Below are 217 nucleotides of genomic sequence, written 5' to 3' on the forward strand. Positions count from 1 at the left end.
GGGTAACAGCCCCAAGCATTCATCCAAAGGATAATGTGAGTTCCCTCTCTTATCACGCATTAATGATCGTTTAAAAGTCACACTTCCAAATAGAAACTGAACGCTTCTGTTATCACTCCGGCAGTACTCCCAGCCTTCCTCCAACTTCTTCTGTTTTATTGTTTTATCTAACTCCTCAAATACATCCCCAACCCATTGTGTAAAAACCTTCTGCATC

General features: G+C 41.5%; 1 protein-coding gene. It reads right to left on the minus strand.

The genetic code is table 11. The features are described from left to right. The coding region (locus tag IC21_RS07035) for a UPF0236 family transposase-like protein (protein ID WP_035180674.1) at positions 1–217 on the minus strand (217 nt) is incomplete at both ends.

Source organism: Heyndrickxia coagulans DSM 1 = ATCC 7050 (assembly GCF_000290615.1).
Taxonomy (GTDB): domain Bacteria; phylum Bacillota; class Bacilli; order Bacillales; family Bacillaceae_C; genus Weizmannia; species Weizmannia coagulans.